26 protein-coding genes are annotated in these 26,494 nt (G+C 66.1%); 17 read left to right on the forward strand and 9 right to left on the reverse strand.

Annotated elements, in window-relative coordinates; genetic code table 11:
• Positions 1–21: 21 nt before the first annotated feature.
• From VWN43_RS09315 to VWN43_RS09335, 5 genes are read right to left on the reverse strand one after another with little or no spacing between them, the layout of a single operon-like run.
• Positions 22–837, reverse strand: a complete 816-nt coding sequence (locus VWN43_RS09315; RefSeq protein WP_253523209.1) for a transglutaminase family protein — start codon at positions 835–837, stop codon at positions 22–24.
• Positions 837–1,781 (reverse strand): alpha-E domain-containing protein, encoded by a 945-nt coding sequence (locus VWN43_RS09320; protein ID WP_253523207.1) that lies wholly within the window; start codon positions 1,779–1,781, stop codon positions 837–839. The genes VWN43_RS09315 and VWN43_RS09320 overlap by 1 nt, the downstream gene beginning before the upstream one ends.
• Entirely contained in the window at positions 1,781–3,208 is a 1,428-nt protein-coding gene (locus VWN43_RS09325) for a circularly permuted type 2 ATP-grasp protein (protein WP_253523205.1), read from the reverse strand. Before VWN43_RS09325 ends, VWN43_RS09320 begins: the two co-directional genes overlap by 1 nt.
• Positions 3,209–3,265: 57 nt before the next feature.
• Positions 3,266–4,033 carry an esterase/lipase family protein gene (locus VWN43_RS09330; protein ID WP_320181949.1) on the reverse strand — a complete coding sequence of 256 codons (768 nt, stop codon included), beginning with the start codon at positions 4,031–4,033 and terminating at the stop codon, positions 3,266–3,268.
• 55 nt (positions 4,034–4,088) lie between these two features.
• A complete protein-coding gene (locus tag VWN43_RS09335) occupies positions 4,089–4,631 on the reverse strand; it encodes a DUF3617 domain-containing protein (RefSeq protein WP_253523200.1) in 543 nt (180 codons plus the stop codon).
• Positions 4,632–4,729: 98 nt separating this feature from the next.
• Here VWN43_RS09335 and uvrB point away from each other — a divergent pair, with 98 nt between their 5' ends.
• The 5 genes from uvrB (at position 4,730) to VWN43_RS09360 (ending at position 9,895) form a co-directional block, all read left to right on the forward strand.
• Positions 4,730–6,916: an excinuclease ABC subunit UvrB gene (gene uvrB, locus VWN43_RS09340; protein ID WP_320181948.1), complete on the forward strand. Its 2,187-nt coding sequence runs from the start codon at positions 4,730–4,732 to the stop codon at positions 6,914–6,916.
• Positions 6,917–7,024: 108 nt separating this feature from the next.
• A complete protein-coding gene (locus VWN43_RS09345) occupies positions 7,025–7,306 on the forward strand; it encodes a type II toxin-antitoxin system RelE/ParE family toxin (protein ID WP_320181947.1) in 282 nt (93 codons plus the stop codon).
• Entirely contained in the window at positions 7,281–7,598 is a 318-nt protein-coding gene (locus VWN43_RS09350; protein WP_253523185.1) for a HigA family addiction module antitoxin, read from the forward strand. Before VWN43_RS09345 ends, VWN43_RS09350 begins: the two co-directional genes overlap by 26 nt.
• 143 nt (positions 7,599–7,741) lie before the next feature.
• Positions 7,742–9,244, forward strand: coding sequence for a S10 family peptidase (locus VWN43_RS09355; RefSeq protein ID WP_320181946.1), 1,503 nt, complete (start codon positions 7,742–7,744; stop codon positions 9,242–9,244).
• Between the two features lie 54 nt (positions 9,245–9,298).
• Positions 9,299–9,895 (forward strand): hypothetical protein, encoded by a 597-nt coding sequence (locus VWN43_RS09360; protein WP_320181945.1) that lies wholly within the window; start codon positions 9,299–9,301, stop codon positions 9,893–9,895.
• Here VWN43_RS09360 and VWN43_RS09365 read toward each other — a convergent pair.
• Positions 9,843–11,933, reverse strand: coding sequence for a protein-disulfide reductase DsbD family protein (locus VWN43_RS09365; protein ID WP_320181944.1), 2,091 nt, complete (start codon positions 11,931–11,933; stop codon positions 9,843–9,845). The genes VWN43_RS09360 and VWN43_RS09365 overlap by 53 nt on opposite strands.
• Before the next feature lie 25 nt (positions 11,934–11,958).
• Between VWN43_RS09365 and VWN43_RS09370 the strand changes: the two genes are divergently transcribed.
• Entirely contained in the window at positions 11,959–13,173 is a 1,215-nt protein-coding gene (locus tag VWN43_RS09370) for an FAD-dependent monooxygenase (RefSeq protein ID WP_320181943.1), read from the forward strand.
• On the opposite strand, the gene VWN43_RS09375 is transcribed toward VWN43_RS09370, so the two are convergent.
• The 3 genes from VWN43_RS09375 to hemC are packed head-to-tail and all read right to left on the reverse strand — an operon-like array spanning position 13,170 to position 15,716.
• Entirely contained in the window at positions 13,170–14,051 is an 882-nt protein-coding gene (locus VWN43_RS09375; RefSeq protein ID WP_320181942.1) for a hypothetical protein, read from the reverse strand. The two genes, VWN43_RS09370 and VWN43_RS09375, sit on opposite strands and share 4 nt — an antisense overlap.
• A gap of 52 nt (positions 14,052–14,103) precedes the next feature.
• A complete protein-coding gene (locus tag VWN43_RS09380) occupies positions 14,104–14,790 on the reverse strand; it encodes a uroporphyrinogen-III synthase (protein WP_320181941.1) in 687 nt (228 codons plus the stop codon).
• On the reverse strand, positions 14,787–15,716 hold the full coding sequence (gene hemC / locus VWN43_RS09385; protein ID WP_320181940.1) for a hydroxymethylbilane synthase: 930 nt from the start codon (positions 15,714–15,716) through the stop codon (positions 14,787–14,789). The genes VWN43_RS09380 and hemC overlap by 4 nt, the downstream gene beginning before the upstream one ends.
• A 45-nt stretch (positions 15,717–15,761) precedes the next feature.
• Here hemC and tsaD point away from each other — a divergent pair, with 45 nt between their 5' ends.
• The 11 genes from tsaD to VWN43_RS09440 all read left to right on the forward strand — a co-directional run bounded on the left by tsaD (position 15,762) and on the right by VWN43_RS09440 (position 26,490).
• Positions 15,762–16,790, forward strand: a complete 1,029-nt coding sequence (gene tsaD / locus VWN43_RS09390; protein ID WP_320181939.1) for a tRNA (adenosine(37)-N6)-threonylcarbamoyltransferase complex transferase subunit TsaD — start codon at positions 15,762–15,764, stop codon at positions 16,788–16,790.
• On the forward strand, positions 16,787–17,800 hold the full coding sequence (locus tag VWN43_RS09395) for an NAD(P)H-dependent glycerol-3-phosphate dehydrogenase (protein WP_320181938.1): 1,014 nt from the start codon (positions 16,787–16,789) through the stop codon (positions 17,798–17,800). Before tsaD ends, VWN43_RS09395 begins: the two co-directional genes overlap by 4 nt.
• Positions 17,797–19,299 carry a lipopolysaccharide biosynthesis protein gene (locus VWN43_RS09400; protein ID WP_320181937.1) on the forward strand — a complete coding sequence of 501 codons (1,503 nt, stop codon included), beginning with the start codon at positions 17,797–17,799 and terminating at the stop codon, positions 19,297–19,299. Before VWN43_RS09395 ends, VWN43_RS09400 begins: the two co-directional genes overlap by 4 nt.
• Before the next feature lie 89 nt (positions 19,300–19,388).
• Positions 19,389–21,092, forward strand: coding sequence for a vWA domain-containing protein (locus VWN43_RS09405; RefSeq protein ID WP_320181936.1), 1,704 nt, complete (start codon positions 19,389–19,391; stop codon positions 21,090–21,092).
• A gap of 51 nt (positions 21,093–21,143) precedes the next feature.
• Positions 21,144–21,884 (forward strand): OmpA family protein, encoded by a 741-nt coding sequence (locus VWN43_RS09410; protein ID WP_320181935.1) that lies wholly within the window; start codon positions 21,144–21,146, stop codon positions 21,882–21,884.
• Positions 21,885–21,993: 109 nt separating this feature from the next.
• Positions 21,994–22,470 carry a hypothetical protein gene (locus tag VWN43_RS09415; RefSeq protein ID WP_320181934.1) on the forward strand — a complete coding sequence of 159 codons (477 nt, stop codon included), beginning with the start codon at positions 21,994–21,996 and terminating at the stop codon, positions 22,468–22,470.
• A gap of 63 nt (positions 22,471–22,533) precedes the next feature.
• Positions 22,534–22,896 carry a response regulator gene (locus VWN43_RS09420; RefSeq protein ID WP_253523150.1) on the forward strand — a complete coding sequence of 121 codons (363 nt, stop codon included), beginning with the start codon at positions 22,534–22,536 and terminating at the stop codon, positions 22,894–22,896.
• A 78-nt stretch (positions 22,897–22,974) separates the two neighbouring features.
• The gene (locus VWN43_RS09425; protein WP_320181933.1) at positions 22,975–23,361 is read left to right on the forward strand and encodes a four-helix bundle copper-binding protein; all 387 of its coding nucleotides are present in this window, start codon (positions 22,975–22,977) and stop codon (positions 23,359–23,361) included.
• A 74-nt stretch (positions 23,362–23,435) separates the two neighbouring features.
• Positions 23,436–24,620 (forward strand): acyl-CoA dehydrogenase, encoded by a 1,185-nt coding sequence (locus tag VWN43_RS09430; protein WP_320181932.1) that lies wholly within the window; start codon positions 23,436–23,438, stop codon positions 24,618–24,620.
• Positions 24,621–24,832: 212 nt separating this feature from the next.
• Positions 24,833–25,474 (forward strand): maleylacetoacetate isomerase, encoded by a 642-nt coding sequence (gene maiA / locus VWN43_RS09435; RefSeq protein ID WP_320182095.1) that lies wholly within the window; start codon positions 24,833–24,835, stop codon positions 25,472–25,474.
• Between the two features lie 5 nt (positions 25,475–25,479).
• The gene (locus VWN43_RS09440; protein ID WP_320181931.1) at positions 25,480–26,490 is read left to right on the forward strand and encodes a fumarylacetoacetate hydrolase family protein; all 1,011 of its coding nucleotides are present in this window, start codon (positions 25,480–25,482) and stop codon (positions 26,488–26,490) included.
• The last annotated feature ends 4 nt before the right edge of the window (positions 26,491–26,494 follow it).

Below are 26,494 nucleotides of genomic sequence, written 5' to 3' on the forward strand. Positions count from 1 at the left end.
GTATTCGTCCTCTCGGCAGTTCTATTGCTGCACTTGCTGCTGTTCGACCGCGACATCGACCTCGAGTACGGTCGAGGTGGTCCCGAAACTGATCCCGGTGACCGGCGCGGCATCGCGGTAATCGCGCCCCGTGGCGACGCGCACATAACGCGCATCGGGGCTGATCCCGTTGGAAATATCGAAGCCGACCCAGCCCAGTTCCGCGACATAGGCTTCCGCCCAGGCGTGGCCCGCTTCCTGGTCGATCCGGTCGTTCATCATCAGGTAGCCGCTGACATAGCGCGCCGGGATGCCCAGCGACCGGGCAATGCCGATGAAGATATGCGCATGGTCCTGGCACACGCCATTGGCGGCGGCGAAGGCTTCTTCGGCGATGGTGCGGGAATGCGTGGTCCCGGTCTTGTATTCGACCCGCTCGAGTATGCCTGCGGACAGGCGGTGGAGCATGTCGAGCCGGCTTTCGTCCTCCCGGCCCATTTCCGCGGCCAGCTTGCGCATGCCCGGGCCGGGCTGCGTCTGCCCGGTCTGCCCGAGGAAGCTCCAAAGCGGCAGGTGCCCGGCGTGGCGCCCGATGACGCCCGCATGATCATGCGTATCGACCGTCCCGCGGCAGGTCACCGTGACATCGCGCGCGCCGGTTTCGACCGCGACCAGCGTCACCGTGTTGTGATGCTGGTCCTCATAGGTGAGTTCGGGATGCGCGTGCTCGTAATCCATGTGCCATTCGAGGATTTCCTGCCCCTGCGTTTCCTTGGGTGTCAGCCGCAGGCGCTGGAGGCCGTGGATCACCGGCGTATCGAAGCGGTAACGGGTGGTATGGCGGATCGAGAGGCGCATCAGGCAAGGAACCGATAGTCTTTGGCGATCGCAACCCCGATCGCGGCGTTGGAGGCCATGAAATCGACGAGGAACTCGTGCAGTCCCTGTTCGAACACGTCCTCGATAGTCAGATCGGCAATCCGCGTATCGGCGTCGCGCATCAGCGTGTTGCTGGCGCCCTCCCGGCCATGCAGCCGCGCCAGCGCGGCAAGATTGGCGCGCAATTCGGAATGGCAGAAGGCCAGGCTGCGCGGGAAGCAATCGTCGAGGATGAGGAATTCGCAGATACCGCGCGCATCGATCTGGCCCGCATTGAGCCAGCGATAGGCGCGATCGCCCGAAACCGAGCGCAGCACCTGGTCCCATTGCCCCGTATCGAGGCTCGACCCGACATAGGAGAGCGAGGGCAGCAGCAGATAGTATTTGATGTCGAGGATGCGCGCGATGCTGTCGCCGCGTTCGATGAAGGTGCCCGCTTGCGCGAAGTGATAGCCTTCGTCGCGCAGCATCGAGCCTTCCATCGCGCCATGCGCCAGCGTCCCGGCGCGCCGGATCGTGGCCACCGTGTCGAGTACGCGGTTCTCGCCTACCGGACGGGACAGCTGTTCCTGCGTCTCCAGCCAGTTCTCGTTGATCGCCTCCCACAATTCGCCGCTGATGGCGTTCCGCGCGAGCCGCGCATTCTGGCGGACCTGGCCGAACATGGCGAGGATCGAGGAGGCATTGTCCTTATCGCGCAGCATGTAATTCCACGCCTGTACGCCGGTATAGCTTGCATGCTTGGCTTCGTAGCCCGCGCGTTGCCCGGCGGTGGCAATGACCGAGCGCCATTCTTCTTCCGCCGTGACCAGATCACGGGTCAGCGCCATGCGCAGCCCGGCATCGAGCAGGCGCGCGGTGTTCTCCGCCCGCTCGAGATAGCGGAACATCCAGAACAGGCCATTGGCGGTCCGGCCGAGCATCAGTCCTTGAGCACCCAGGTATCCTTGGTGCCGCCCCCCTGGCTCGAATTGACCACCAGCGAATCCTTCTTCAGCGCGACGCGCGTCAGCCCGCCGGGGGTGATGTCGATCTTGTCAGGGGAAACCAGCACGAACGGGCGCAGGTCGACATGGCGCGGGGCGAGCCCCTTCTTGGTGAAGATCGGGCAGGTGGACAGCGCCAGCGTCGGCTGGGCGATATAGTTCTCCGGCCGCGCGACGAGCTTCTTGCGGAAGGCCTCGAGTTCCTTTTTCGAGGCGGCCGGGCCGATCAGCATGCCGTATCCGCCCGATCCGTGGACTTCCTTGACCACCAGCTCGGCGAGATTGTCGAGCACGTATTTGCACGATTCCTCGTCGGCGCAGCGATGCGTCTCGACATTGGGCAGCAGCGGTTTCTCGCCGGTGTAGAATTCGACGATTTCGGGCATGAAGGAATAGATCGCCTTGTCGTCGGCCACGCCCGTGCCCGGGGCATTGGCGATCGTCAGGCGGCCCGCGCGATAGACGTCCATCAATCCCGGCACGCCCAGCACGCTGTCCTCGTTGAAGGTCAGCGGATCGAGGAATTCGTCGTCGACGCGGCGATAGATCACATCGACCGGGTGATAGCCGCGCGTGGTGCGCATCGCCACACGGCCGTCGATCACGCGCAGGTCGCTGCCCTCGACCAGCTCGGCACCCATCTGGTCGGCAAGGAAGGCGTGTTCGAAATAGGCGGAGTTGTAGATTCCCGGGGTCAGCACCGCGACCGTTGGCTTGCCCCGCGTACCTTCGGGCGCGCAGGCGGCGAGGCTCTTGGCCAGCCGGCGCGGGTAATCGGAAACCTGTTCGACCGGGACGCGCATGAACAGTTCGGGGAACATCGCCATCATGGTTTCACGGTTTTCGAGCATGTAGCTCACCCCCGAGGGGGTGCGCGCATTGTCTTCGAGCACGTAGAACTCGTCCGCCCCGGTGCGCACCAGGTCGATCCCGACGATATGCGTGTAAATCCCGCCGGGCGGCGTGAAGCCGACCATGTTCGGCAGCCAGGCCTTGTTGTTGCGGAACAGGCGTTCGGGGATGCGGCCCGCGCGGATGATCTCCTGCCGGTGATAGAGATCATGCATAAAGGCGTTGAGCGCGGACACGCGCTGCTCGATCCCGCGCGACAGCTTGCGCCATTCGGCGGCGGTAATCACCCGCGGCACCATGTCGAACGGGATCAGCCGTTCCTCGGCTTCGCCATCGCCATAGACGTTGAAAGTGATGCCGGTCTTGCGGAAATTGGTTTCGGCTTCGGCGTGCTTGCGCCGCATGAGGCCATTGTCCTGCCCGTCGAACCAGTCGCAATATCCTGAGTAGGCCGGACGTACCCCGCCATCGGGCTGGTACATTTCGTCGAAGTAAGCGGTATCGCCGGTCATAATCCCCCAGGGGCGCCCGGCACCTCGCGCGCCTTGCTCCTACAACAGACTACGCGTTTACCCGCGGTCCAGTTCCGAAAGCACCGCTTCGACCGCCTCGTGGGTCAGCACGAAACCCATGTGCGAACAACGCAGTGCGCGTGCGCGGTCCCGCTCGCCGGGCTTGCCGCAGGCGGCGCGGGGACGGACGACGCCGTCGCGCGGGCTCCACATGGCGACCGTTTCGACCGGGGGCTTTTCATGCACCACGGCGTCGATTTCGGGTTCGTCGACCCGGTGGCCGGCAATCGCCTGATAGGCGCGCCAGCCATTGTTCGCGCGCGGGCTGCCCGAGAAGGGCGAGCCCATGGTGACGACCTTGGCAACCTTGTCGGGATGCGCCTTGGCCAGTTCGCGCGCCATCACTCCGCCCAGGCTCCACCCGACCAGGTGGATCGGCTCGCCCGAACGGCGATAGATATCGACGAGCCGCCGCTCGACCTTGGCGAAGCTTTTCTCGGTGGCGCCCAGATTGTAGCCGAGGCCCCATTTCTTGGCTGTGTGACCGGCGCGTTCGAGCTTGCGCGCCATCCAGCGCATGCGGATCGGATGCGCGCCGAAACCGGGCAGCAGCATCACGGTCTTGGGATTCGCCGCGGGCGCGATTTCCAGCGGGCGTCCCACCAGCCGCCGCAGCGGTTCGAGCGGCCAGAGAAGCTCGCGCAGCAGCAATTGCCAGCGCGGGCCGCTGATATCGTCGGGGCAAGGCTCGGCCGCGAGCGCCCAGCGGCGGGCCAGTTCCTCGCGATCGATAAGACGCGTGTCTTTGAAGGGTAACGTTGCCATCGCTCTGTAATAATGCGCGATGGGCCGATTGGCTCCCGAATTGATGCCCGGTCGTTTAACCGTCGCAGTCGCCGATCCGTTCCTGCGCGCTGGTCATCGTCATCGTCATGGTCCGGCCGTCGGGACCTTCGGCATCGACGGTCATGGTCATGTCGGAGGACGTCTCGCTACCGGTGCCCTTCATGGTCATCCGGGCCATGCCCTGCCCTTCGGCATTGCAGTTCATGATCGCATCGATCTGGCCGCCGGCGGCATCGAATTTCTCGAATGTGCATTCGTCATTGTCCTGCGCCTGCCTCGCCATTTCCTCGAAACCCTTGTCGGCTTCTTCCTGCGTCAGGCAGTATTCGTGAACCTGCGGTCCCTGATCGAACATGCCGCGCATCATGTCCTGCACCTGCTGCGGGGCGTCGGGGATGTCGATATCGACGAATTCGACCGTGGCGCGGTACTGGCCGGGCTGCGGCCTGACCATGTCGGCGGATTTCGCCGCAGCTTCGGCCATCGAGATCTCGCCATCGCCGTCGGCATCGGCGGACGTGTCCCCGCAGGCGGCAAGGGTGAGGCTGGCGGCGATGATCAGGGCGGTATGGCGCATGGAAACTCTCTCCGAATAGATGGCTGCAAGGCTAGCAGCCGCGCGCCGCGGGGCAAGCACCGTTGCACGCGCCAGTGCCGTTCCCCATATGTGCGCGCATGAGCGAACTGATCATTCGAAGAGGATTGGACGAGCCGGACACCACCGGCGAGTTCGTCCCCCACAAGCCTGCGCGCCCCGAAAAATCGATGGGCGGCAAGGCGTTCAAGCTGGTCAGCGAATATACTCCATCGGGCGACCAGCCGACCGCGATCGCCGAATTGAGCAGCGCGGCCAAGGACGGCGACCAGACGCAGGTGCTGCTGGGCGTGACCGGGTCGGGCAAGACCTTCACCATGGCCAAGGTAATCGAGGAATTGCAACGGCCGGCGCTGATCCTCGCGCCGAACAAGATCCTCGCCGCGCAGCTCTATGGCGAGTTCAAGAGCTTCTTCCCCGAGAACGCAGTCGAATATTTCGTCAGCTATTACGACTATTACCAGCCCGAAGCCTACGTCCCGCGCAGCGACACCTATATCGAGAAGGAAAGCAGCGTAAACGAGGCGATCGACCGGATGCGCCATTCGGCCACCCGCGCGCTGCTCGAACGCGACGACGTGATCATCGTCGCCTCGGTTTCGTGCCTCTACGGTATCGGTTCGGTCGAAACCTATTCGGCGATGATCTTCGACATCAAGAAAGGCGAAGCGGTCGACCAGCGCGAGCTGATCCGCAAGCTCGTCGCACTGCAGTACAAGCGCAATGACGCCGCCTTCGCGCGCGGCAATTTCCGCGTCCGCGGCGACAGCCTGGAGATCTTCCCCAGCCACTATGAAGACATGGCGTGGCGGATCAGCTTCTTCGGCGACGATATCGAGGAAATCAGCGAATTCGATCCGCTTACCGGCAAGAAGGGCGCCAGCCTCGACAAGGTGCGCGTCTATGCCAATTCGCACTATGTGACGCCCGGGCCGACGATGAAGCAGGCCGCGGAGGCGATCAAGTTCGAGCTCGCCGAGCGGCTCAAGGAACTGCACGAGGAAGGCCGCTTGCTCGAAGCGCAGCGGCTCGAGCAGCGGACCAATTTCGATCTCGAGATGATCGCCGCCACCGGCAGCTGCGCGGGGATCGAGAACTACAGCCGCTTCCTCACCGGTCGCCTGCCGGGCGAACCGCCGCCGACATTGTTCGAGTACCTGCCCGAAAACGCGCTGCTGTTCGTCGATGAAAGCCACCAGACGGTGCCGCAGATCGGGGCGATGTCGAAGGGCGACCACCGCCGCAAGATCACGCTCGCCGAACATGGTTTTCGCCTGCCCTCCTGTATCGACAACCGCCCGCTGCGGTTCAACGAATGGGACGCGATGCGCCCGCAGACCTTCGCGGTTTCGGCCACGCCGGGCACGTGGGAGATGGAACAGACCGGCGGCGTCTTCGCCGAACAGGTCATCCGCCCCACCGGGCTGATCGACCCGCCGGTCGGCATCCGCCCGGTCGAGGACCAGGTCCAGGACTGCATCGAGGAATGCAAGAAGACCGCCGCCAAGGGCTATCGCACGCTGGTCACCACGCTGACCAAGCGGATGGCGGAGGATCTGACCGAATTCATGCACGAGGCGGGCGTCAAGGTCCGCTATATGCACTCTGATGTCGAGACGCTCGAACGCATCGAGCTGATCCGCGACCTGCGGCTGGGCGTCTATGACGTGCTGGTGGGGATCAACCTGCTGCGCGAGGGGCTCGACATTCCCGAATGCGGGCTGGTGTGCATCCTCGATGCCGACAAGGAAGGCTTCCTGCGCAGCGAGACCAGCCTGATCCAGACCATCGGCCGCGCGGCGCGCAATGTCGACGGGCACGTGATCCTCTATGCCGACCGCATCACCGGCAGCATGGAACGAGCGATGGCGGAAACCGACCGCCGCCGCGAAAAGCAGAAGGCCTATAACGAGGAACACGGCATCACGCCGCAGACGATCCGCCGCCAGATCGCCGATATCGTCGCGCATACCGCGTCGCAGGACGGGGTCACGGTCGATACGGGCGATGACGAGCGCAACAATCTCGTCGGTCACAATCTGCGCGCCTATATCGAGGACCTCGAGAAACGCATGCGCACCGCGGCGGCCGATCTCGAATTCGAGGAAGCCGGCCGCCTGCGCGACGAAATCCGCCAGCTGGAGAACGACGAACTCGGTCTCGGCGATAGCGAGAAGAAGGCGCCGCGTGTCGGCCGCAGCGATGCGGGCCGCCCGGGAACGCGCAAGACCCGCTATGGCAAGACGCAACGGAAGTTTGGCAAGTAATTGATATAATTAGAATTTATTTTTTCCTGTGGGGACAACCTCCGCATGCCGGTTGCGACTCGGGCTTTTCTGCTCTCATTGGATAGCTGCATCCAATCTGAGGCGGCCATGATCGAAACGTTTCGCAGCGAGGAAACCCAACAAATATGGGTTGGACGGCGCAGCCGGAAGCTGCCCGCGGACATCCAGTCACGTGCGCTCTCGAAACTTTCAATGATCGATGCGGCCGAAACGTTGGAAGATCTCAAACTTCCGCCAAGCAACCGTTTGCACGAATTAGCTGGTGACCGAGCCGGGCAGCATTCGGTTTCAATTAACATGAAATGGCGTATATGTTTCCGCTGGAAAAACGGAAATGCTTACGATGTCGAAATCGTCGACTACCATTGAGAGCGACTGGCTGCACATCCCCCATGCGGGCGAATTGCTGGTCAGCGAATTCATGGAGCCACTGGAGCTCGAAATACCCGCTGTGGCCCAAGCCATCGAGGTCGAATCTGCGCGTCTGCAGGCACTGATCGATGGAAGCGAAAGAATTGACGGTGAACTCGACCTGCGCCTTTCACGCTATTTCGGGATGTCCGAAGGGTTTTTCATGCGTCTCCAGACCAGCGCCGATCTTCGTGTTGCGAAACGCGCGCTGAATGGCGAGTTGGATCGCATAGCACCCCGTGCCGCCTGAACCAGCGCGCCGTTCGTCGAGCGTGAACGCCGCTCGTCCGGTTACGCTTGACCCTCCCGCTTACGGATGATGCGCGAAGGCGAGCCGTGACCATGTGCGGCATTCGAGGTCCGCTGCAGCGGACGAAACAAGGGATTTACTCGATGATCGTTCGTACACTCGCCGCGCTGGTCTTGGGCACCTTCTTGATGGTGCCGCACGCCGCGATCGCGCAGGCCGGCAAGCCAGCCGCGAGCGAGAAGGCGGGCGATATCGAACCGCAGGTGCGCACGCGGACCATGACCGGCACCTTTGGCGGGCAGCGCGTGTCCTACCGGGCGACCATGACCGAGACCGTGCTTGAATCCGATGACGGCAAACCCGAAGCGGTGATCGTCACCACCAGCTATGTGAAGGACCCGCGCGATGCCTCGCGCCCCGTGTTCTTCCTGTTCAACGGCGGGCCCGGATCGGGATCGGTGTGGCTGCAGATGGGCGCGTTCGGGCCCAAGCGGGTGGCGATCCCTTCCGATGCGCGCGATGACGGCGCACCGCCCTACCCACTGCTCGACAATCCCGACAGCCTGCTCGACGTCGCCGATCTCGTGTTCATCGACCCGCCGGGCACCGGCTTCAGCTATCTGACCAGGGACACCAACCCGAAGAAATATTACGGGCTCGAACAGGATGCCGAGGCGGTGGCCAAGGTCATCCGCCTGTGGCTCAACGACAATGGCCGCTGGAACAGCCCGAAATATCTCGGCGGCGAAAGCTACGGCACGACGCGCACCGCGATGGTCGCGCGCGAGCTCGAAGGCGGCACCTATAACGACGTCGGCCTCAACGGGCTGATCCTGATCTCGACCATTCTCGACTTCGCCGGGCGCGAACCCACGCCGGGCAACGAAATGGCCTATGTCGTCACGCTGCCCAACATGGCAGCGGCGGCCTATTACCACGGCAAGGTACAGGCCCCCTCGGTCGAGGCGATCGTCGAGGAGGCGCGCCAGTTCGCGATCGGCCCCTTCGCCAGCGCGCTGCTCAAGGGGCAGGACCTGCCCGATGCGGAACGCGCCGCGGTGCGCGCCGAGCTTGCGCGGCTGACCGGCCTGTCCGAACGCTATCTCGACCAGGCCGACCTGCGCGTCACCTCGCAGCGTTTCTACAAGGAATTGCTGCGCGACCGCGGGCTGACGATCGGGCGGCTCGATGCCCGCTACACCGGGCGCGATTTCGACAATGCCGGCGAGACACCCGACAACGACCCCAGCTTCTACGGCATCGATGCGGGCTATACCGCGGCGATCAACAGCTGGGCGCGCGACACGCTGGGCTTCGAGACGACCCGCGAATACCAGTCGATCGGGCGCGAACCGGGGCGCAACTGGGAATGGTCGACCGGCCAGGGCCGCGGCGCCTATCTCAATGTCGCGCCCTATATCGGGCAGGCGATGCGGCAAAACTCGCAGCTGCGCGTGTTCAATGCGCAGGGCTATTACGATTTCGCCACGCCCTTTTTCGGCGCCGAATATTCGCTCAAGCGAATGGGCATCCCGCAGGACCGCGTGGAGTTCCAATATTACGATGCGGGCCACATGATGTATATCCGCGACGAGGACCGCGCCAAGCTGTCACGCGACATTCGCGCCTTCATCCGCGCGCGCTGAGGATAGCGCGGGATGGCCGCTTGAATGCTGTCACGCCTGTGTCATAGCGCGCGCATGCGTCGCGCCTCCCCTCTCGTGTTGCTGGCCATTCTTGCGGCCTGCAAGCCCCCTGCCTCGGACGATTACGTCGAACGTACGCGGATCGATACGCCGGTCGAGGGGCCGGCAGAACCGATCGATTCCCCCGATACCGAAGGCGCGATCTGGGCCCCCGCGGCCGAAGGCGCGCGATTGCTTTATGGCAAGCCGGGCGAACGCCCGCTGTTCGCAGTCGAATGCCTCAGCGATGGCAGCGAACCCATGCTCGGCTATACCCGCTTCGCCCGCGCCGATGCGGACGCGCAGGCGGTGCTGGCGCTGATCGGCAATGGCCATGTCGCGCGGCTCAAGATCGATGCAGTGCAGGTGGGCGATGTATGGCGCTGGGAAGGCGCGATCGCAGCCGCCGACCAGCGGCTCGACGTGCTTACCGGCAACCGCGAGGTCGAAGCGACCGTGCCCGGGGCCGGCAGCGTGATCCTTAACCCCAGCGCGCTGCCCGGCGAACTGGTCGAGCGGTGCCGCGCGCTGGGCGAGCCGCTCGGCGATGAGGAGCCGCTTAGCGAGGGCGCGCCGACGCCCGCGCCTTCTCCACCAGCAGATCCGGCGTAAGCACCTGCGGCAATTGCTCGGCTTCGCCGCCGGGTTCGTACCACAGATAGAGCGGCACCCCCGCTGCGCCCTGCTGCGTCAGCATGCGCGAGATTTCGGCATCGGGCTGCGTCCAGTCGCCGCGCAGCGCGACGACGCCGGCGGCCTCGAACGCGTCGCGGGTCGCGCTGCGTTCGATCGCCACGCTTTCATTGACCTTGCAGGTTACGCACCAGTCGGCAGTGAACCAGACGAACACCGGGTTTCCCGAACCGCGCGCGTCGGCCAGGGCAGCCTCGCTATAGACGACCGGGTCGAGCAGGCTTGCGCCCGGCGAAGCGTACGCCAGCGGACGCGGGAGCAGAGCAGTGCCCAGCCCGAGCACCGCCACCAGGCTTGCGCCCAGGATCAGCGCGCCCGACCGGGCCTTGCGCTGGAACAGCCCCACCAGCGTGAGCCCGCCCAGCGCCACCGCGCCGAGGACGAGCACCAGCACGAGATATTCGCCCCCGCCGATCCGCCAGACCAGCCATGCCAGCGCCAGCGCGGTCAGCCCCATCGGCAGCGCCATCCATTTGCGGAACCGCTCCATCCATGCGCCGGGCTTGGGTAGCAGGCGACGGATCGCCGGGACGAACCCGACCAGCAGGAAGGGCAGCGCCAGCCCCAGCCCCAAGGCGGTGAACACAAGCAGGCCGTGGACCGGCTGGATCACCAGCGCCGCGCCCAGCGCGACCGCCATGAACGGACCCGTGCACGGCGTCGCCACGAATGCCGCGAGCAGACCGGTCGAGAAGGACCCGGTCTGCGAGGGCGAGCCGCCCGAAACCGCCATCCCAGGGATTTCGAACAGGCCGAGGAAATTGGCCGTGATCGCCAGCGCGAGCAGGAACAGGCTGACGACGACTGCAGGCTCCTGCAACTGGAACGCCCAGCCCACCTGCTCGCCCGCCGCGCGCAGTAGCAGGATCGCCGCGCCAAGCGCCGCGCAGGCCACCACCACGCCCGCCGTATAGGCCAGCGCATCGCGCCGCGCCGCGCGTTCGTCGCCCCCGGCCTTGGCCAGCGCGAGCGCCTTGAGACTGAGGATCGGGAATACGCAGGGCATGATGTTGAGCAGCACCCCGCCCGCCAGCGCTGCGAGCAGCAGCCGCCACAGCACCGGTTCGCCGCTCCCGCCAAGCGGTTCGGCGCCTTCGAGCGGCACGTCGCCCGGAACGGCGGTAAACCGCACCCCGCGCCCTGCGCCGAAATCGAGAATCCCCGCGATGGCCTGCGGACGCGGTTCAGCGGCGAGTTCGACACCCGGCGGCACGGCGAATGGCTCGATCGGCATTTCGACGACCACCAGGTCGCCCTCGCGCATGAAGCGCTGCTGGCCTGCGTAACGCGGCCGGTCCCCCTCGCCCAGCTGGGCGGTGCCGAGGTAGAAATGCGGTTCGCGCAGCGCGGTCGCGGCCGGAACCGGCACGCCGATGCGCAGGTGGGTCGGGGTGAATTCGAACTGTGCGCCGCTGTCGAGCGGGGGGACCACTTCGGCGCGCCAGCGGTCGAAACGCGGATCGCCCCCCGCGCGCGCCGGATCGAGCGACAGCGCCGCGCGCTGCGGCACGCAAATCGTATCGGTGCAGGCGAGATAGCTGGCGGTCACGCCGATCGGCGCGGACTGCGCGCCTGCCGCGCCTTTGGGCACGGTGATCGGGACCAGCACCGCGTAATCGCCTTCATAGACGTGGTTCATCAAACCGCCGATCACCAGCCGCTGCGGCAGCGGGTAGAGCGGCTCTCCCGCCTGCCACCCTTCCGGCAGGTCCCAGTCGAGCTGCATGCCCAGCCCCGCATCCCCGGGGTTCGACCAATAGCCGTGCCATTCCGCCGAAGAGGGAGTGAAATGCAGCGCCAGCATCCAGGTCTCGCCGGGTTGCGGCGCGCCTTCGGCGACCAGTTCGACCGCGATCCGGTCGCTGGTCGCATTCTGCGCCGCCACCGGCGCGGCGAATGCCAGTGCCACCAGCGCCAGCAGCGCCGCCAGCCGTTCCAATATCCTTGCTTCGATCACGTCGCTGGCTCTAGGGCTAGGCCCCATGACAGACAAGCGAGACCTGCTGATCCTGGGCGGCGGCCTGGTGGGCATGACCCTGGCGCTGGCGGCGGCGAAGAAGGGGCTGTCGAGCCACCTCGTCGACCGCGCCGATCCCGCCAGCCTGACCGCAGACGGCTTCGACGGGCGCGCCTCGGCGATCTCGACCGCGAGCTGGCGATTGTTCCGCCATATCGGGCTTGAAAGCGTGCTCGAACCGCATGGCTGCGATATTGCCGCGATCGGCGTGCTCGACCAGATGAAGCCGGGACGGCTCGATTTCCGGCCCGAACCGCATGAGGGCACGCTGGGGCGCATGTTCGCCAATCGCCAGCTGCGCCTCGCGCTGCACGAAGCCGCGACACAGGAACCGCTGATCGCCTGGCATGCCCCGGCCGAAGTGACCGCGCGCGAACGCGGCGAATTCGGCGTGTCAGCCACGCTGGGTGACGGGCGCACGCTCGAAGCCGCGCTGATGATCGGCGCCGAAGGACGCGGGTCGCCGTCGCGCGAGGAGGCGGGCTTCAAGATGGCGCAGTGGGATTACAGCCACCGCGCGATGATCGCCGGGCTCGACCACACCAAGCCGCATGAGAATGTGGCGTGGGAAATCTTCTATCCCGACGGGCCCTTCGCGCTTTTGCCGATGCTCGACGGCCCCGATGGCCAGCATCGCAGCGCGCTGGTGTGGACGGTCGACGAGAAGGACGCCGCGGGCGTGCTCAAGCTGTCCGACCGCGCATTCCTTGCCGAAGTGGTGAAGCGGATGGGCGACCTGCTCGGCGATCTCACGCTCAACAGCGCGCGGTCGTCCTGGCCGCTCAGCTTCCAGCACACCGCCCGGATCGTCGACCACCGGCTCGCGCTGGTCGGTGACAGCGCGCATGGCATGCACCCGATCGCGGGCCAGGGCCTCAACCTCGGGCTGCGCGATGTCGGGGCGCTGGTCGACGTACTCGATGAAGCGCTGCGGCTCGGGCTCGATCTCGGCGATGCGCAGGTGCTCAAGAAATACGAGGAATGGCGCGCGCTCGATGCGCTGATGGTGATGAGTGCGACCGACAGCCTGACGCGGGTCTTCGGCATTCGCGGCAAGACCGCGAGCGCGGTGCGGCGGCTGGGCATGGCGGGGATCCAGCGCTCGGGCTGGCTCAAGCGCCTGTTCATGGATGAAGCGCGCGGCATCTCGGGCGAGCTGCCCGAATTGCTCAAGGCCTAGTTTTCTTCTGCCGGGCTGGGCTGGTCGATCCGGTTGCCCGCCCCGTCACGCAGGCGCCGCGGTTCGAGCACGGCAGCGGTTTCGATCAGGTCGAGCGAGCGCTGGAGCGTGGCATAGCGTTCGGCATCGCGCAGCCAGCCTTCGGCGTTTTCCGCGCCCGGCAGATTGCGCACTTCGGCAATCGCGGAATCGGTCCGCCCGCTTTCGAGGAACAGCCGCGCGCGATCGAGGCGGCGCTGCGGCTGCGGCGACGGCGCGCTTTCGCGGCGCACCACGAACAGCTGCGACAGTTCCTCGCCGAACCGCGCAAAACCGTTCTGGCTGCTCGGTTCGGCCAGCTTGGGCGAGAGTCCTTCGAGCCGCGCGATCAGCTGGTCGAGCGTGATCGGATTGCGGCTGGTGCGGATGATCGTATCGACCGCATTGGGCATGGCATCGCCGAAGCGCAGCCGCAATTGGTCCGCGAGATAGCCAAGCTCGGCGCCCTTTTCGAGCGCGCGGCGCGTGGCGAAGGCGATCAGCAGCCCTTCGGCGCGCGCGGTATTGCCCGCGGCGGCCTGCGCCTGCAGGTCGAGCCGCGCGAGGCGCTGTTCGGCAGCGGCCAGCCGCGTGTCGAGCCCGCCCTGCTGTTCGGCCACGCGGTCGACCGCTTCCTGCGCCGCCTGGCTAGCGCTGGGCGTGGGGGTCGGTTCGGAAGTTGGGCTGGCAAGTGATTGCGTTTCGACCGTGGCCGGCTGGGTCGTCGGTTCATCGCGATCGGTCAGCGTGTAGACGGCGTAACCCGCAATCGCCCCGCCCAGCAGGAAACTGGCGAGTACGGCGACCATGACCGGCCTTACCGACGGCACCTTGCGCCGGGTGCTGGTAAAATTGTTCATCCGATTCCGTTCCGCGACCCCGTGGGCCCTCGTGCTGGGGCCATCCATACCATCAGCTATCGGTCTGACACAAAGCTTGCGCCAAGGCCAGTAGCTCGCTGTCTCCGGGCGCCTCGGCAGTGTGGACGGAACGCCAGCCCGCGCCCGCCATTTCGGCGACGCGGGGACCGATCACGGCGAGATCGACCAGGTCGCGGGCGAGACCGTGCCGGTCGAACTCGACCTTGAGCCGTTCCGCCGCCGCCCCCGAATGCAGCACGACTACCCCGCCGTCGCGGAGGATCGCGAGATCGTCTTCGGACAAGGCTTCGGGTACCGCGCGGTACAGGATCCGCGTATCGACTTCGAGCTGGTCGGGCACGCGTAAGGTCACGCGGTCTTCCCCCGCGAGCCGCAACAGGTGGAGCTTGCGGTTGCCGAGTTCGTCGAGCAGGTTCTGCAGCCCCCCGCGCCCCGTCCGGCCGACAAGGAAACCCGCCCTGCGCGCAGCGTCGGCGGTCGTATCGCCCACCGCATGAACGGGCAACTTGGTCAGTCTGCCGAGCTGCTTGCCGCCATGGCGGAAGACATTGGCGCTACCGACCAGCAGTCCGTCGTAATCCTTCGCCGCAGGCGCTTCCCAGGCGACCGGCTCGATCGTGAACAGCGGCCGACCGTGCACGTCGAGCCCCATCGCCTGCGCGGTTTCCGCGCTGACCGACCAGCCCGGTTCGGGGCGGAGCAGGAACAGCGGCTTCACAGCGGCTGGCCGAAATGTGCGGTGACTTCGGACGGCGCGCGGCCGAGCAGCGCGCGTGCCAGCGCCAGCGGCGCTTCGTCGTCCCCGGCAGCGAATTCGCTCTCGTCGCCGATGCGCACGGTGCCATCGGGACTGAAAATCGCTGCGCTCAGCGCAATGCGGCCTTCGCTGGTGCGCGATAGCGCAGCAATCGGGCTGCTGCACGATCCGCCCAGCCCTTCGAGCAGGCGCCGTTCGGCGGCAATTTCGGCATGGCTTTCCGCGTCATCGATCGCGCGCAGCAGGTCGCGTGCGCGCGCATCGTCGCTGCGGCATTCGATCCCGATGGCCGCCTGCGCGGGCGCGGGCATCCATGCTTCGGGATCGAGCCGCACGCCCACTGCATCCTCGCCCAGCCGGTCGAGACCGGCGGCGGCAAGGAAGGTCGCATCGGCTTCGCCCGCCTCGAGCTTGGCCATCCGCGTGGCGACATTGCCGCGAATGCCGACCACCGTCAGATCGGGTCGCAGATGCAGCAATTGCGCGGCGCGGCGCGGTGCGCTGGTGCCGATCCGCGCGCCTGCCGGAATGGCCGCAATCGATCCCGCCCCCAGCAACCGGTCGGCCTTGTCCGCGCGCGGCAGGATGGCGGCGATGGCGATCGCTTCAGGCCGCAGCGTCTCGACATCCTTCATCGAGTGGACCGCGCCGTCGATTCGCCCTTCGACCAGCCATTGGTCGAGCTCGCGCGTCCACAGCGCCTTGCCGCCGATTTCGGCCAGCGGACGATCCTGGATGCGGTCGCCGCTGGCCACCACGGGCACCAGTTCGACCGCCGATTCGTCCCATCCATGCGCGGCGCACAGCCGCGCGCGCGCCTCGTGCGCCTGCGCCATGGCAAGCGGAGAACGGCGGGTTCCGAGTCGAATGAGGGGTTGGGCTGGCATAGGGTCGGCTTGCCCTAGCGAGCCATGCCGCTAAGGGAAAGCGAGATGGCACTGGTTCTCGGCATAGAAAGCTCCTGCGACGAAACCGCGGTCGCGCTGGTCGATAGCCAGCGCCGGATCGTGGCGCAGCGGATCGCCTCGCAGGATGCCGAGCACGCCCCCTTCGGCGGTGTGGTGCCCGAGATTGCAGCGCGCGCGCATGCCGAACGGCTCGCCCCGATGATCGCAGGCGTGCTGGAGGATGCGGGGATCGCGCTGGACGACTGCGACGCGATCGCCGCGACTGCCGGCCCCGGGCTCATCGGCGGGGTGATGGTCGGCCTGGTCAGTGCCAAGGCGCTGGCAATGGCGAGCGACACGCCGCTGATCGCGATCAACCATCTCGAAGGCCATGCACTGAGCCCCCGCCTCGCGGACGCGAGCATCGCTTTTTCCTATGCGCTCCTGCTGGTGTCGGGTGGGCATTGCCAGATCCTGCGCGTCGATGGCGTGGGGCAATATCGCCGGCTGGCCACCACGATCGACGATGCGCTGGGCGAAGCCTTCGACAAGACCGCCAAGATCCTCGGCCTCGGCTTTCCCGGTGGCCCTGCGGTGGAGCGCACCGCGAAGGACGGCGATGCCAAGGCCGTGCCCCTGCCCCGGCCGATGGTCGGCAGCGGCGAACCGCATTTCTCCTTCGCTGGCCTCAAGAGCGCGGTCCTGCGCGCCTACGAGAGCGGCAAATACGAGACCGCCGATATCGCGGCCAGCTTCCAGCAGGCGGCGGTAGATTGCGTGACCGACCGGTTGCGCATCGCGTTGGCGGGCATGGACGATGTCGACACGCTGGTCGTGGCCGGCGGGGTCGCGGCCAATGCCACCGTGCGCGCCGCGCTCGAACAGCTTGCCGCCGCGCATGGCATGCGCTTTGCCGCGCCGCCGCCCAAGCTGTGCACCGACAATGCCGCGATGATCGCCTGGGCGGGGATCGAGCGGCTGGGCCAGGACGACCCGCTCGACATTTCGGCGCGTCCGCGCTGGCCGCTCGACCCGCAAGCCGCGCCGGTGCGCGGAGCAGGAGTAAAAGGATGACCCTTCGACAGGCTCAGGGCGAGCGGGTGGGCGTTCTCGGTGCGGGTGCCTGGGGTACCGCGCTGGCGCAAATGCTCGCGAGCGACGGCCGCGACGTGCTCATCTGGGCGCGCGAGAGCGAACTGGTCGCGGAAATCAATTCCGCGCACACCAATTCGGTTTTCCTCCCTTCCGTGACGCTGGCAAAGACCATCCGCGCGACCGGCGATCTGGCCGAGATGGCCGCGCTCGACACGCTGCTGGTGGTCACGCCCGCGCAGCATATGGGCAGCGTGCTCGAGGCCATGCCCGCGCATCCGCGCGATCTCGTGCTGTGTTCCAAGGGGATCGAGGCGGGCAGCGGGCGGCTGATGAACCATGTCGCCAAAGCCGCCGCCCCCGGCAGCGCGGTGGCGGTCCTTTCGGGCCCGACCTTTGCGCATGAAGTCGCCGCGGGGCTGCCCACCGCCGTTACGCTCGCCTGCGCCGATGGCGAGGCGCAATGGGACCGGCTGGCACCCGTGATCGCGCGCCAGACCTTCCGGCCCTATTATTCCGACGATGTGATCGGCGCCGAAATCGGCGGATCGGTCAAGAACGTGCTGGCGATTGCCTGCGGCGTGGTCGACGGGCTGGGCCTGGGGCAGAATGCGCGCGCGGCGCTGATCGCGCGCGGCTATGCCGAAATGCTGCGCTTCGGCGAGACGCTGGGCGCGCAGGCGGCCACGCTGGCGGGGCTGTGCGGGTTGGGCGACCTGGTGCTGACCTGCTCGTCCACCTCAAGCCGCAATTTCTCGCTCGGCAAGGCGCTGGGCGAAGGGCAGAAGGCCGAAGATTTGATGGCCGACCGCAAGACCGTGGCCGAAGGCGCGCATACCGCGCCCGTGCTGGTCGAACTGGCCGCGCGCCACGGTATCGCCATGCCGATCGTCACCGCCGTCTATGGCCTGCTCAAGGGCGACGAGCCGCGCGCCGTCGTTTCCGACCTGCTCGCCCGCCCCTTGCGCGCCGAACAGGGCCGCCCCGGGTGACCGATTCAAAACCGGATGAAGACCTTTCCGCGCTGGCCAAGGGCGGAAGGCAGAACTTCATTGGCTTCATCCTGCGGCTGGTCGCGCGGTTGCCGTTCCTGTTTATCGCCGGGCGCCTGTACGGCCCCGACGCGCTGGGCCGCTTTGCTTCGGCGCTGGTGGTGGTCGAACTGGTCGCGCTGCTGTGCGCGATGGGCGAAAAGCGCGGACTGGCGCAGCGGCTGGCAGATGGCGACCAGAGCCATCCGGCCAACCTTGTCTATGACGGCATGCTGCTGGCGCTGGGGTTCTCCGCGCTGGCGGCGGCGTTCTTCTGGTTCGTCCCCGCCCCGCTATTTCCCAGCGGCGACTATACCGAGCTCGACCGTTTCATCGTGCTGGCAATCCCCGCCTACGCGCTGACCGAAATCGTGCTCGCCGCGCAGGCGTACAAATACGATATCGCCACCACCGTTCGCGCCCGCGCGGTGGTCGAACCGTGGACGATCTCGATCATGGCCGGGCTGTTCTATTTCCTGCCTGCAGTTAGCGATTCGGGGCTGGCGCTGGCCTATCTGGCGTCGATCTATGCCGGTCTGGCGACCGGGCTGTGGTCCTTCTTCCGCAGCTATGGCCGCCCGCGCGGCTGGCGCCCGCGTCCAGCCTATATGGGCAGGCTGACGATGCGCGCGCTGCCGCTGGCGACCGCCGATGCGATCGAATGGGGCACGAGGCGCGTCGATATCTTCATCCTCGGCCTGTTCGCGGCCCCCGCGGCTGTCGGCGTCTATTACATCGCGCAGCAGGTCGCGAGCCTGCCGCAGAAGCTCAAGACCAGTTTCGAGCCGATCCTCGGCCCGGTCATCACCAAGAACCTCAAGACCAAGAACTACCAGGCGATCGCCAGCCAGATCTGCCAGGTGGGCTTCTGGATCGTGGCGATGCAGGCAGGCATCGCGCTAGCGCTGGGCGTGCCGGGCGAAGCGGTGATGGGCCTCGTCGGACCCGAATTCGTCGGCGGCACGGGGGCGCTGGCCTTCCTGCTCGCTGCCGAGGTCGTTGCCGCGACCGCAGTCGTATCCGAAGCGGTGCTGGTCTATGTCGCGCGCGTGCGCAATTTGTGGATCTCGATCGGCACCATCGCGCTGCAGGCGGTGCTGACCGTGGTCCTGATCGAGGCGATGGTCGCGGGCGGCTATGGCGAACCCTACAAGGCCGCCGCCGCCGCGATCGCGCTGATGCTGGCGCTGGGCACCGCCAGCCTGGTCAAAGCGGTACTGCTGTCGCGTATATTGGGGCAGTCGATCAACACCTTCCGCTGGCCGCTGGTGTGGGCGGTGGCGCCCGCAGTGCTGGTCGGCTGGGCGGCGACGCAATTGCCCGAATGGGCCGAGCTGATCGTCGGCATTCCGGCGATCCTGGGCATTTACGGCTATATCATCTGGACCCGCGGTTTCGGCCCCGAGGACCGCGTGCTGTTCCGCCGCAATCTGGACAAGGACGAGCCTACACGAACCTGACCCGTTCGTCGCAAACCATACACGTTCAGTAGGTATTCACCCCCAGGGCGGGTAGCGTGGAGCACTCGCAAGGAAGGGGAGGACTGTCCATGCGTTTCGCAAGATTTACCGTCACTTGTGCAGCAGCCGCGCTGATCGCCGGCTGCGCCACGCAGCCCGATGGCGACACCATCATCACCACCAGCGCCAAGGCCGATCGGACCGAAGCGGGCCGCACGCCGCCGCCGCCACCACCCCCTCCTCCCCCGCCGCCGCCTCCGCCAGCGCAGATGGCCAGCCCTTCAGCCGTTATCGTCACCGGGTCCCGAGTTCGTGCCGACGCGGCTAGCCCATCCACCGAAACATCGCTCATCGAACCGGGTTATCGCTATTTCCCGCCGGTCTTCGTGCCCGCACCGCCCAGCCGCGAGCAGTATGACGGCGAGGAGGTGTCGGCGGTCAAGCTGGTCGCCAGCGAACCGGTCTCGACCTTCTCGGTCGATGTCGACACCGGCGCCTACACCAATGCGCGCCGGTTCATTTCCGAAGGCCAGCTGCCGCCCAAGGGCGCGGTGCGGACCGAGGAATTCATCAACTACTTCCGCTATGACTACGATCGGCCGGACAGCCTCGAGCAGCCGTTCACGGTCAATACCGATGTCGCGGTGAGCCCGTGGAATGCCGATGCGCGCCTGCTGCGCATCGGACTCGCCGGATACGAGCTGCCCGCGCAGGAACGCCCCGCCGCCAATCTCGTCTTCCTGCTTGATGTGTCGGGATCGATGGGCAGTGCTGACAAGCTGCCCCTGGTCAAGACCGCGATGCGCCAGCTCGCCGGGCAGCTGACCGAGGAGGACCGCGTCTCGATCGTCGTTTACGCGGGTGCCGCGGGCCTCGTCCTCGAACCGACCAATGACGAACGCAAGATCAAGGACGCGCTCGACCAGCTCAATGCCGGCGGGTCGACCGCGGGCGGAGCGGGGATCGAGCTCGTCTACCGCGTGGCCGAGGCCAACCGCATCGAGGACGGCGTCAACCGCGTGATCCTGGCGACCGATGGCGATTTCAACGTCGGCACCTCGAACCGCGAAGCGCTGGTCGAGCTGATCGAGAAGAAACGCGAAAGCGGCGTCACGCTGTCGGTGCTGGGTTTCGGCCGCGGCAATCTCAACGATGCGATGATGGAACAGGTCGCCAACAACGGGAACGGCAATTATTCCTACATCGACAGCGCGCTGGAGGCGCGCAAGGTGCTCGGCGATGAAATGGGCGCGACGCTGTTCACCATCGCCAAGGACGTGAATATCCAGGTCGAATTCAACCCGGCGGTGGTCAGCCAGTACCGCCTCGTCGGCTATGAAAACCGCGTGCTGCGCGAAGAGGATTTCGACAATGACGCGGTCGATGCGGGCGATATCGGTGCGGGCCACCAGGTCACCGCGCTGTACGAAGTGATCCCCGCCGGTGGCGACGGATGGGTACCCGCGCGGCGCTACGAAGACACGGTCGATACCCGCGCCCGCGAACTGGCCAGCGAAGCCGCCTATGTGAAGCTGCGCTACAAGCGGCCCGGTGGTGATACCTCGCAATTGCTGACTTACACGCTGCCCGCTTCCGCGCTGGACACCAGCCGCGCACCCGCAGGCGATTTCGCCTTCGCCGCCGCGGTTGCGGCCTTTGGCCAGAAGCTGCGCGGCGATACGCTGCTGGCGGATATGTCCCACCGGCAGATCGCCGCACTGGCGGGCACGCAGACCAGCTTCTGGCGACAGGAATTCATCGAGCTGGTGAAGACTGCCGAGGGGTTGGAATAAGCGTCCGCTGACGCTTGGCAGGCGGGTCGGGAGGCGGCTAAGAGCCATGCCATGCCGATCCGCCCTTCCCTCGCCATCCTGGCCGGTGCCGTGCTGACGGGCGTATCCGCCTTTCTGCTCGCCGAACCCGTGGCCCGCGACTTCATCCCCCGGATGGAAACGCAGGCCGCCGAAGCGATCGAGGCGGCGGGCGGGACCGGCGTAACCGCCCGCTTCGCCAGCGCCAGCGGCGCACCCTCGCGTCATCCAGTGCTGCGCGGGGGCGAAGCGCTCGACACCGCCACGCGGACACGGGTCGCCCATGCCGTCGACGAGGTGCCCGGCGTGGGCGGGGTGATCTGGAGCGACGGGACCGCGCGCGCCGAAAGCGGCGAGCCGACCTACCAGCCGCTCCATTGCCAGGAAGATGTCGAAGGCTTGCTCCAGACACGCTCGATCCGCTTCGAGGAAGCCAGCAGCGCGTTGCTGCCCGCCAGCCGCATCCTGCTCGACGAAGTTTCCGAAGCGCTGCGCCCCTGCCTCGGTTCGATCATCGCGATCACCGGCCATACCGATAAATCGGGCACCGAACCGGGCAATCTGGCGCTCAGCAGGGACCGGGCGCGCGCCGTGCGCGAAGCGCTGGTGAGCCGCGGCATCCCGCGCGACGGCTTGCGCGCCAGCGGGGTCGGCTCGAGCCAGCCGGTCGCAGGTCTCGCGCCCAGCGATCCCGCCAATCGCCGGATCGAATTTTCGGTCATCCGCACCGAACCGCTGCGGCCTACTCCCGTCGATACGCCGGAGGCCAAGTAACATGCCGCTGTGGTTCGAACTCGCTGCGCTGATGATTGCCGCTTATGTTGCGGGGATCGGTATCGGCTGGGCCCTGTGGGGCCGCCACGACCAAGAAAAGGAATAGTCCATGAGCGAATTGCTGCAGACCTATTGGCCCCTGATCGTCGCCGCGCTGGTGCTCGGCCTCGCGGTCGCATGGTATGTCTTCAACGCCTCGCGCAAGACCCGCATTACCGGTACCAGCCGCGATGTACTCGACGAAGGCGCCGCACCGGCAGAGCGGAACAAGGCGCTGATCGACAGCGCCCCTGCGGCCACCCCGATGCAGCCCGCCGCGGGTGTTCCCGCGACCCCGGCGGCGTCTGGCGATGATCTGACCCGTATCAAGGGCCTTGGCCCCAAGCTCAGCGCCACGCTGCACGGCGCCGGTGTCACCTCCTTCGCGCAGATCGCCGCATGGAGCGATGCCGATATCGACCGCATCGATGCCCAGCTCGGCCGGTTCCAGGGGCGCATCCGCCGTGACGACTGGGTCGGCCAGGCCAAGTTGCTGGCGCAAGGTGACGAAAACGGCTTCGCCGAACGGTACGGCAAATTGTCATAGGATCCGGAACTAATCTTTGTGTGTGGTATTAATATACTTGGGTCGACACACGAGGAGAGCCTGATGGGCCGTCAATTACGAGTACTCGTTGCCGAAGATGAACTGATCGTCGGATACGACCTGTGCGATACCGTCGCCGAAGCAGGCTATATTGTCGAAGGACCGTTCGACGATTTGTCCTCCGCCATGCTCGCCTATCAGAAGACCAAGCCCGATATCGCGATCCTCGACGTCCAGCTCGGTGATGGCGTGGTTTATCCGCTGGCCGAACGGATGATGGCGGAAGACGTCAAGATCATCTTCCATTCGGGTCACATGCGCCCCCTCGACGTGACCACCCGGTACCCGAACGCGCAGGCCTTGCTGAAGCCCTGCCCGCCGGCGGATGTCATCCACTCGATCCAGCGCGCCACTGCCAACGGCTGACCGCTTTCGGGCAGACTTCCGGAACATCGGGACGGCGTGAGCCATTCCTTGGACGAACCCCAAGGAAAGGAAGTCCCGATGTCCCTCCCCAAAATGATCGCTGCCCACCCGCAGGTGCAGGACGAGACCGAAGAACTGGTCACTGCTGCACGCCATGCGATGTTGTGTTCGTTGTTCTGCACCAGCTGCGCCGACGCCTGCGTGGCCGAAGACATGGACATGGCGCAGTGCATCCGCAACTGCCTCGACTGCGCCGACGTCTGCGCCGCGACCGCGCGGCTCGCCGTTCGCCGCACCGCGCAGAACATCGACGTGCTGCGCGCCCAGCTCGAAGCCTGCATCACCGCGTGCGAAACCTGCGCCGCCGAATGCGAGAGCCATGACAACCCGCATTGTGCGCTGTGCGCCAAGATGTGCCGCGAATGCGCGGAAGATTGCCGCAAGGCGCTGCCGCTGGTGAAGTGACCTTCGCTGCCCGCGCGGGCCTTGCCCCGCGCGGGCAACCCTGCCAGTGGCTGGGGTGGAACAGAGGAGACCACATGGCCGCTATGGTGCCTTTCGCCTGGGACGATCCCTTCAACCTCGACGACCAGTTGACCGAGGAAGAGCGGATGATCCGCGACGCCGCCCACGCATTTGCGCAGGGCGAATTGCAGCCGCGGGTGATCGAGAACTTCAGCAAGGAAGTCGACGATCCCGACCTGTTCCCGATGATGGGCGAAGCGGGCCTGCTGGGCGCCACCGTGCCCGAGGAATATGGCGGCGCGGGTGCCAGCTATGTCGCCTATGGCCTGATCGCGCGCGAGATCGAACGCGTCGACAGCGGCTATCGTTCGATGGCCTCGGTCCAGTCGAGCCTCGTGATGTATCCGATCCTCGCCTATGGTTCGGAAGAGCAGCGCAAGAAGTACCTGCCCGGCCTTGCCAGCGGGAAGCTGATCGGCTGTTTCGGCCTGACCGAGCCCGATGCCGGCAGCGATCCCGGCGGGATGACAACCACCGCCAAGAAGGTCGATGGCGGCTATGTCATTTCCGGCTCCAAGACCTGGATTTCCAACGCCCCCTTTGCCGATGTCTTCGTGGTGTGGGCGAAGAGCGAGGCGCATGGCGGCGGCATTCGCGGCTTCGTGCTCGAAAAGGGCATGAAGGGGCTGTCCGCCCCCAAGATCGAAGGCAAGCTGAGCCTGCGCGCCTCGACCACCGGCATGATCGTGATGGACGAGGTCGAAGTGGGCGAGGACGCGCTGCTGCCCGAAGTGCAGGGCCTCAAGGGTCCGTTCGGCTGTCTCAACCGCGCGCGCTACGGCATTAGCTGGGGCGCGATGGGTGCGGCCGAGTTCTGCCTCCACGCCGCGCGCCAATACGGGCTCGACCGGCACCAGTTCGGCGTGCCGCTCGCCAGCAAACAGCTCTACCAGCTCAAGCTCGCCGACATGATCACCGAAATCTCGCTCGGCCTGCAATCGAGCCTGCGCGTCGGACGGCTGATGGACGAAGGCAAGTTCGCGCCCGAGATGATCAGCATCGTCAAGCGCAACAATGTCGGCAAGGCGCTCGATATCGCGCGTAAATCGCGCGACATGCATGGCGGCAACGGCATTTCGGAAGAATACCAGGTGATCCGGCACATGGTGAACCTCGAGACGGTCAACACCTACGAGGGCACGCATGATGTCCATGCGCTGATCCTCGGCCGCGCGATAACGGGGATCGCGGCGTTTTGACCAGCCTCGCGCGAGCGATCCTGTCCTACAACGCGGCCCTGTGCCACATAGCGGTTATGCACCGCGCCCATGCCCGCCCCGTTCGCACCCGCATCGCGCCCCATGTCCGGCGGGCAGGTTTTTTGCGCCTGGACCGTGTAACAAGCGGTCCATGTCGTTGGAACCGCGCCGGTCATTCCTAGATTACTCCTACACGGGAGATGACGCAGATGATCCGCCTCCATGGCTACTATCGCAGCTCGACCAGCTACCGCCTGCGCATCGCGGTCGAGCTGAAGGGGCTGGACTATGAATACGTCCCGGTGAACCTGCTCGAAAGCGAACAGAAGGGCGCCGCCTTCACCAGCCGCAACCCCTTCGGTTCGGTCCCGCTGCTCGAAGCCGGCGGCAAGGACTATGTCCAGTCGATGGCGCAGCTCGAATGGCTCGACGAAGCCTATCCCGAACGCCCGCTGCTCGGCGGCGATATCGAAGACCGCTATGTCGCGCGCGAACTGGCCTATGCCATCGCCACCGAACTGCACGCTCCGCTCAACCTGCCCGTGCTCAAGTACCTCGCCAATGAATACGGCAAGTCGCAGGACGAGATCGGCGTGTGGTACCGCCACTGGCTGGCCCGCACGCTCGACCCGCTCGAGGCGCGACTGGCGCAGCTCGGCACCGGCGACTTCCTGTTCGAGCGGCCCGGCCTGTTCGAGGTCTGCCTGCTGCCGCAAGTGTACAACGCGCAGCGCTTCGGCTTCGACTTTGCCGACAAGCCCCACATCACCCGGATCGAGCAGGCATGCCTGGCGCTGCCCCCCTTCCAGCGCGCGCATCCGGACAACCAACCCGACAATCCCGAGAGGACATAACCGCCATGAAGCTCGCAACGATCAAGGACGGAACCCGCGACGGCAAGCTCGTCGTCGTTTCCAAGGACCTCACCCGCTACTGCGCGGCGGACAACATCGCCCCGACGCTGCAGCATGCGCTCGACCATTGGGACGCCATCGCACCCAAGCTGGAAGCGCTCTACACCGATGTCGAGCACGAGGCGGTGCCCTGCGAACGGTTCCACGAACGCGAGGCGCATTCGCCGCTGCCGCGCGCCTATCAGTGGGCCGACGGCTCGGCCTACATCAACCACGTCGAACTGGTGCGCAAAGCGCGCGGCGCCGAAGTGCCCGAAAGCTTCTACCACGATCCGCTGATGTACCAGGGCGGGAGCGACAACTTCCTCGCGCCGCGCGACGACATCCCGCTGGGCGACACCAAGTGGGGCTGCGACATGGAAGGCGAGATCGCGGTGATTACCGACGATGTGCCGATGGGCGTGTCGAAGGACGATGCGGCCGATCACATCAAGCTGATCATGCTGGTCAATGACGTCAGCTTGCGCGGGCTGATCCCGGGCGAACTGGCCAAGGGCTTCGGCTTCTTCCAGTCCAAGCCCGCCAGCGCGTTCAGCCCCGTAGCGGTGACGCCCGACGAACTGGGCGATGCATGGCAGGGCAGCGTCATCCATCTGCCGCTGATGGTCGATTACAACGGCCGGCCCTTCGGCCGCGCCAATGCCGGCGTCGATGCCACCTTCAGCCTCGCCGAACTGGTTGCGCATGCCGCGAAGACGCGCGAGCTGGGTGCAGGCACGATCATCGGCTCGGGCACCGTCTCCAACCAGGGACCCGACGGCGATCCGGGCAAGCCGGTGGCCGAAGGCGGCCTCGGCTACAGCTGCATTGCCGAGATCCGCATGATCGAGACTATCGCCAAAGGCGAAGCGAACACGCGCTTCATGGTCCCCGGCGACACCGTCCGCGTCGAGATGAAGGACGCCGCCGGCCATTCGATCTTCGGCGCGATCGAACAGAAGGTGGTCGAGGCTTGATACG

This window comes from Qipengyuania sp. HL-TH1, from assembly GCF_036365825.1.
Taxonomy (GTDB): Bacteria; Pseudomonadota; Alphaproteobacteria; order Sphingomonadales; family Sphingomonadaceae; genus Qipengyuania; species Qipengyuania profunda.